Annotated in this window: 6 protein-coding genes; 1 reads left to right on the top strand and 5 read right to left on the bottom strand. The window is 62.7% G+C overall.

What is annotated here, in order from left to right; all coding sequences use genetic code 11:
- Window positions 1-12: 12 nt before the first annotated feature.
- The 5 genes from CWO89_RS39805 to CWO89_RS39785 all read right to left on the bottom strand — a co-directional run bounded on the left by CWO89_RS39805 (window position 13) and on the right by CWO89_RS39785 (window position 3,432).
- Window positions 13-384 carry a hypothetical protein gene (locus CWO89_RS39805; protein ID WP_130583752.1) on the bottom strand — a complete coding sequence of 124 codons (372 nt, stop codon included), beginning with the start codon at window positions 382-384 and terminating at the stop codon, window positions 13-15.
- Between the two features lie 316 nt (window positions 385-700).
- Complete coding sequence (locus tag CWO89_RS39800; protein WP_130583751.1) at window positions 701-1,135, bottom strand: cupin domain-containing protein; 435 nt, start codon at window positions 1,133-1,135, stop codon at window positions 701-703.
- A gap of 114 nt (window positions 1,136-1,249) precedes the next feature.
- Window positions 1,250-2,134, bottom strand: a complete 885-nt coding sequence (locus tag CWO89_RS39795; protein WP_130583750.1) for a LysR family transcriptional regulator — start codon at window positions 2,132-2,134, stop codon at window positions 1,250-1,252.
- A 266-nt stretch (window positions 2,135-2,400) separates the two neighbouring features.
- The gene (locus CWO89_RS39790) at window positions 2,401-2,679 is read right to left on the bottom strand and encodes a hypothetical protein (protein WP_130583749.1); all 279 of its coding nucleotides are present in this window, start codon (window positions 2,677-2,679) and stop codon (window positions 2,401-2,403) included.
- A gap of 279 nt (window positions 2,680-2,958) precedes the next feature.
- Window positions 2,959-3,432, bottom strand: a complete 474-nt coding sequence (locus tag CWO89_RS39785) for a nuclear transport factor 2 family protein (RefSeq protein WP_130583748.1) — start codon at window positions 3,430-3,432, stop codon at window positions 2,959-2,961.
- A gap of 226 nt (window positions 3,433-3,658) precedes the next feature.
- Between CWO89_RS39785 and CWO89_RS39780 the strand changes: the two genes are divergently transcribed.
- On the top strand, window positions 3,659-5,803 hold the full coding sequence (locus tag CWO89_RS39780) for a hybrid sensor histidine kinase/response regulator family protein (RefSeq protein WP_130583747.1): 2,145 nt from the start codon (window positions 3,659-3,661) through the stop codon (window positions 5,801-5,803).
- The last annotated feature ends 161 nt before the right edge of the window (window positions 5,804-5,964 follow it).

The following is a 5,964-nucleotide window of genomic DNA, read 5'->3' as shown; positions in this document are numbered from 1 at the left end:
GAAAAGTGGGTACTAGATTCCGTTTGGCGTAATGGCCATCAGCAAGCGGGCCGTCTCGAGAAGAGACAGGTGAAGCGGAGGCTTGTCGACCCGCGATCGGTCCGGCACCACGAAAATGACTCCAGTCCCATCAGGGTCCGGGTTGTGACAGCCGCTATTATACTCTTCTTCCGTGAACACGATGGGGTTCGCCAGAAATATACCCCGGGCCTGAAGCGACGCTTTGGCGTTTGGCGAGGTGCCGTCCGACTGCCGCGTCGTCAACCACTTTTCAAAATCTGGATCGGTCCACGCCTCGACGATCAACTGTGCGAGGGCATCGTTCTGATAAGAAAAATCCAGTACTTTCTCTTGGAGATTAGCGTCCCGGAAGATACCTGCCATAGCGAAGCCCTCCGTAAAATACAGGGGCGCCGTTCTGACGCCCGGTATCTTAGTAGCTTAGTTGTAGAACTCTGCGGTGGCAAGCCAGACTAGCGCCACCGAAAAGGCTGTAAGCATTCGACGGACGACCATGGAAGCTGGCCGCCGCCGAACGCCGGGCCGTCAAGGCTTTGCCGCGGCTTCCACGCCGCGAAGCTGGGCGGCTACGGTCAATTCGCCGATCTTGCTGCCCATCTGTTTCCAACTTCGGTAGAAAACCGATAGTGAAAACCGGCCTGCGCCTGCGGCCATCAGGCGCAGGCCGAGCGCAGAGAACTTAAGGAAGAGGTCCGACGATCGCCTGATCGTGGCGTGCCGCGATGCCGGGCAAGAGATCCATATGCTCCTCCCGGGGATTTGGAATGTCGTGCAGGTCGCGGAAAAACTCTTCGTGGCGGCGCGGCGTGGACACCAGAATATGTCGCGCGTCGGCGTCCCCGACATTGGTGAAGCCGTGGACCGTACCTCTCGGGACCAGGACCCGTGCGCCCGGCCCTGCCACGGCGGTGCGGTCACCGATGAGGTACTTCAGTTGGCCTGCGATCACGATAAAGAGCTTGTCTTCGGTAGCGGAGATGTGCGCGGGTGCGCCGGCGCCGGGCTTGATCGTCATGTCGAGGATCGTGAAGGGACTCGGATAGGGGTTGATGATCCCTGCGGTGATCCCGGCGAATTCTGTCGTTTCGAATTCCGTAGTGATGTCGGCTTGCATGTTCGCGTCCTGAGCAAGGTTGCTGTCTGACAAACCGCATGTGGCGACTGCGCGCGCCGTGAGTAGCCCCACCGATCCGGACAGAGCGGCCAGGATACTGGCCAATCGAGCGCGTCACCGTCCGGCCGACGCAGCCTCCAGATGGCGCGCCAGGACTTGCGCGAACGCGTTGACCTTGGGATTGAGGTCGGCGCGCGAAGGAAAGGTGAGATGCAGCCGGGTCGAGCCCGAGAACAGGTTCGGCAGCACGGGCACAACGGCTCTCGATGCAAGCTCGGCTCGGCATAGCGATTGCGGCAGCAGCCCGACGCCTTGATGCAGCAAGACAAATTCACGCACCAAAGCGAAACTGTCCACCGCGAGCTGAAACTGCGGGAACTCAACCCCGTTCTTGAGAGCGCGGGACAGCAGGCGGCGCAGCTCGGGCCGTTCGGGACCAATCAGCGTGCTCACCGCGTGTATGTTGGCTGGCTCGCCGTTCCTGCGCAGATATTCGGCACTGGCATAAAGGCCGAACTCCATGTCGAGAACGCCCTTGACGAGCGCTTCCTGCGGATTGGAAGCGCCAATGCGAAGGGCGACATCGATGTTCTCGGAGATGAGGTCGAGCACGTCGTTCGTGAGCAGCACCTCGAACCGCACGGCGGGATGCGCTTCACGGAATTCGGAAACGGCGGCGGCGATGATACCGGGCGGAAAGTCGGCCGGCGCCGTCAGACGGATTCCACCGACATAGGAGGCGCCTGCCTTGCCCAGGCCGTCGAGCGCGCCGGCGAGAGAGGCCAGAGCCTCCGCAGAGCGTCCGTATAGTTCGGCGCCTTCTGTTGTGAGCGAAAAAGCGCGAGTCGAACGCTTGAAGAGGCGGACGCCGAGTGTTCTTTCCAACGTTCTGATGCGCAAACTGACGGACGAGCGCGGTGTGTTGGTCTGACGTGCGGCCGCGGCAAATCCGCCAGCCCGCACGACAGCGACAAAGGTTTGGAGAGAGTTGAGGTCCATTCGGCGCGCCTTTTGTCACGCCAAAATCGGATCTGGTCGCATCGGCCGATCCGAAATCACGCATGTCATATGATTTATCCGCGATCTGCGGGCAGACGGACGAAGCACGTCGTGGCGGAAGAGGATTGATGTGGTTGCCGGCTTCAATGACGTTGCGGAGCTACAGGATCGTTTCAACGAATCAGAGATGGGTTACATTCGAAATGTTGTCCCGTGCGTCCACACCGGCCAGGACGCACGGGACCACAAACGCTGGGGCACGAAACTCAACAGCCGTGGCAGATCGTGAGCTTGCGATCGACAGCACGATCCTCTTCGCTGATGCGCTCGAGCTCGTTCGGATTCTGCGACAGCAGGTCCTTCGCGTGGGGCTGACGATGGCCGACCGGCGCAGGCCACGGCAGACCTAGCGTCCGTGATGAGGCATCGGACATGCCTGACGAGACGGCAGAGGGCGATGGTTTCGCCAATCCCACCGTCTCGGCCGTGGCCGTGCGACCAGAGAGTAACGCCGCCAGAAGCACTGCTCCGATCATCTCACGCATGATTGCTCTCCAAAGCTTCGATTGCCGTTGGTTTCATCGGCTGACCTCCTTCCGATATGGAGCGGCCAGAATCGGCGCGGCTTGCTACAGCGTGATTTCAATCGTTCGGGAGAACAGTTGCGGTTGTAAGAACCGACCAACTAGCCGTGAACCGCGGGCGAACAACTCGACGATGTCAAGGATCTGTTGTCGCAACGCCTAATCAATAGGCACTCCCGCGCATCGATAGATCATCGACGCGCGCTATGGATCGTGTGTTGCCACCCCGAACAGAGACGTTCAAAGCCCGAGGTCGGAAAGCCCCGGGTGATCTGCGGGACGAGGTCCCGAACGGTCCCAGTGGTATTTGCGATCGGATTCCTTGATGGGGAGATCGTTGATGCAGGCGAACCGCTTTTGCATCAGCCCGTTGGCGGCAAACTCCCAGTTCTCGTTTCCGTAGGAGCGAAACCAGTTTCCGGAATCGTCGTGCCACTCATAGGCGAAACGTACGGCGATCCGATTGTCGGTGAACGCCCAAAGCTCCTTGATCAGGCGGTAGTCGAGCTCCTTCACCCATTTCCGCGTGAGAAAGGCGACGATCTCGGCACGACCGTTGATGAATTCCGACCGGTTTCGCCAGTAGCTGTCCGGGCTGTAGGCAAGCGACACCTTTTCCGGATTACAGGAATTCCAGCCGTCTTCCGCGCCTCGCACTTTCTGCACGGCAGTCTCATGGGTGAAAGGTGGAAAGGGGGGACGGCTCTCAGCCATGTACGATCTCCATTTCTAGCTCGGCCCGGGTCCGGCGCGTGGCACGCCAGTGTGCCCGGCCGGCTGATCCTTATCTTTCCGAAGCACGCTGCCGCTTTCCATAATGCACGATAGCTGGTGATGCGAGGGGCGGAACTGGCCGGCGACGGCAGCAAGGAAGCCGCACCCGCTCCCCTTCCGCCCCAACCGAATTTTGCGTTAAGGTTGCGACCGAACCGGAGTGCCCGTGCAGACCGCACAACGCCATTCGCTGAAGTTGCTGCAATGGATGATGGCCGCTTCCCTGGCCCTTCCGCTGGCACTCTTCGTTTTTGCTTCGGTGATCTCCTGGAATTCAATCAACCAGGCTGCCGACCGCGAAATCGAGCGCACGCTCGATGTCGCGCACGAGCACGCGCTGAAAGTGTTCGAGACCATCGACCGCAGCCTGTCGGAGATCGCGGAAATCATCCGCGGCCTTCCCGACGCCGCGATCCGTTCGCGCGAAGAGAGCCTGCACGAGCGGCTGAAGCAGCTCACGGCATCGCTGCCCCAGGTGAAATCGGCCTGGGTCTTCGACGCGAGGGGCCACGCTCTGGTCAACAGCCTGGTGGCCCCGGCGCCCGACATCGATTTCTCGGACCGAGCGTATTTCAGGGCGCATGCCGCTGATGACGTGGGCACCTATATCGGCGACGTGCTGACGCCGCGGCCGCCCTACCGGGGCGCACCATTCTTCGGCGTCAGCCGCCGGCGGTCAACCGAGGCAGGCGACTTCGCCGGCGTGATCCAGGCATCGGTTCTGCCCGAGTATTTCGAGAATTTCTACGCGCGGATCGGCCGCGAACCCGGCAGCTTCTTCGCGCTCGGCCGCACCGACGGCGCGATGCTGGCCGGCTATCCGACGGCCGACCGCGAGTTCCGCCTCGACCCTGACGGGCCGGTCGGGCAGAAGCTTGCCGCGATTCCAGACGGCAGCTTGATCACCGTCACATCGCCGGCCGACGGCATCGAACGCCGCCTCGGTTATCGGCGGCTCGCCGAATACCCGATCTATGTCAGCGCGGGGCTCGAGACCTCGGCGATCCGCGCGCGCTGGCTCGCGACCATCGGCCAGCACCTGATCTTTGGCGTGCCGGCCACCGCGCTGTTGTTCCTCCTGCTCGCTCTGGCGCTGCGGCGGACGCGACGCCTGCATGAGGAGGCCGAAAGACGGCAGGAGGCCGAGGAGGCGTTGAAGCATGGGCAGCGGCTCGAGGCCCTCGGCCAGCTCACCGGCGGCGTCGCGCACGACTTCAACAACCTGCTGACCGTGATCCGCGCCTCCATCGACATGCTGCGGCGGCCGAACCTGCCGGAGCAGCGGCGGCTGCGCTACATCGATGCGATTTCAGAGACGGTCAACCGGGCCTCGAAACTGACCGGCCAGCTGCTCGCCTTCGCGCGGCGGCAGACGCTCAAGCCCGAGCTGTTCGACGTCGGCCAGAGCGTGCAGGTGCTGAGCGAGATGATCGGAACGCTGGTCGGGCCGCGGATCGAGATCGTTACCAGGCTTCCGGACGAACCCTGCTTCATCAACGCCGATGCCGGCCAGTTCGAGACCGCGATCATCAACATGGCCGTCAATGCGCGCGACGCCATGAATGGCGCCGGCCGGCTGACGATCGCGGTGCGTCGCGCCGCCGAACTGCCCGTTGTCGACGGCCATCCGCCGGCGCCACACGGCTATGTCGCGGTGGCGGTCGGGGACATCGGCATCGGCATTCCGCAGGATCAGCTCGGGCGCATCTTCGAGCCGTTCTTCACCACCAAGCAGATTGGCCAGGGCACCGGGCTCGGGCTGTCGCAGGTATTCGGATTCGCCAAGCAGTCCGGCGGCGAGATTGTCGTCGTCAGCGAGGTCGGCAAGGGCTCTACCTTCACGCTCTATCTGCCCCGCGCCGCGGCCACGGGTCCGGCATTGCAATTCGCGGCCGCGGATGCGCCGCCGGTCGACGGCAGCGGCATGTCGGTGCTGGTGGTCGAGGACAATATCGAGGTCGGCAGGTTTACGGCCGACGCGCTCGCCGAGCTCGGCTACGCCGCAACCCTGGTCGAGAGCGCTACGCAGGCGCTGGACGCGCTGCCCGGCGACGCCGCCCGCTTCGACGTGGTGTTCACCGACGTCGCGATGCCCGGCATAAGCGGCGTCGAGCTCGCCCAGGAAATCCGCCGCCGCTACCCTGACCTGCCGGTCGTGCTGACCAGCGGCTACAGCCAGGTGCTGGCGCAGCGGGGCAGCTATGGGTTCGACTTCCTGCAAAAGCCCTATTCGATCGAGCAGCTCTCGCACGCGCTGCACAAGGTCTCCCGTCCCAAGACAACACGAACGCCGACCGCGGCGTCGTCCTGACGCGCGCCGATCCATTGTAACCGGCCCGGTCCGGGGTTAGCCTTCTGCCAGCGTCAATCTGGAGCATGATCCGGAAAAGTGGAACCGGTTTTCCCTCGCGACAAACGCAAAGCGTTTGCGCGGAGATCATGCTCAAACAAAGAGATAGATCGTGATCCGAC

This window comes from Bradyrhizobium sp. Leo170 (assembly GCF_004296405.1).
Taxonomy (GTDB): Bacteria; Pseudomonadota; Alphaproteobacteria; order Rhizobiales; family Xanthobacteraceae; genus Bradyrhizobium.
Note: the sequence above shows the minus strand (reverse complement) of the source record. Positions and strands in the feature narration are given on the sequence as shown.

Bases quoted from the DNA above. Each gene is read 5' to 3' on its own strand.
- CWO89_RS39805 (WP_130583752.1), bottom strand. From the start codon at position 384: ATGGCAGGTATCTTCCGGGACGCTAATCTCCAAGAGAAAGTACTGGAT.
- CWO89_RS39800 (WP_130583751.1), bottom strand. From the start codon at position 1,135: ATGCAAGCCGACATCACTACGGAATTCGAAACGACAGAATTCGCCGGG.
- CWO89_RS39795 (WP_130583750.1), bottom strand. From the start codon at position 2,134: ATGGACCTCAACTCTCTCCAAACCTTTGTCGCTGTCGTGCGGGCTGGC.
- CWO89_RS39790 (WP_130583749.1), bottom strand. From the start codon at position 2,679: ATGCGTGAGATGATCGGAGCAGTGCTTCTGGCGGCGTTACTCTCTGGT.
- CWO89_RS39785 (WP_130583748.1), bottom strand. From the start codon at position 3,432: ATGGCTGAGAGCCGTCCCCCCTTTCCACCTTTCACCCATGAGACTGCC.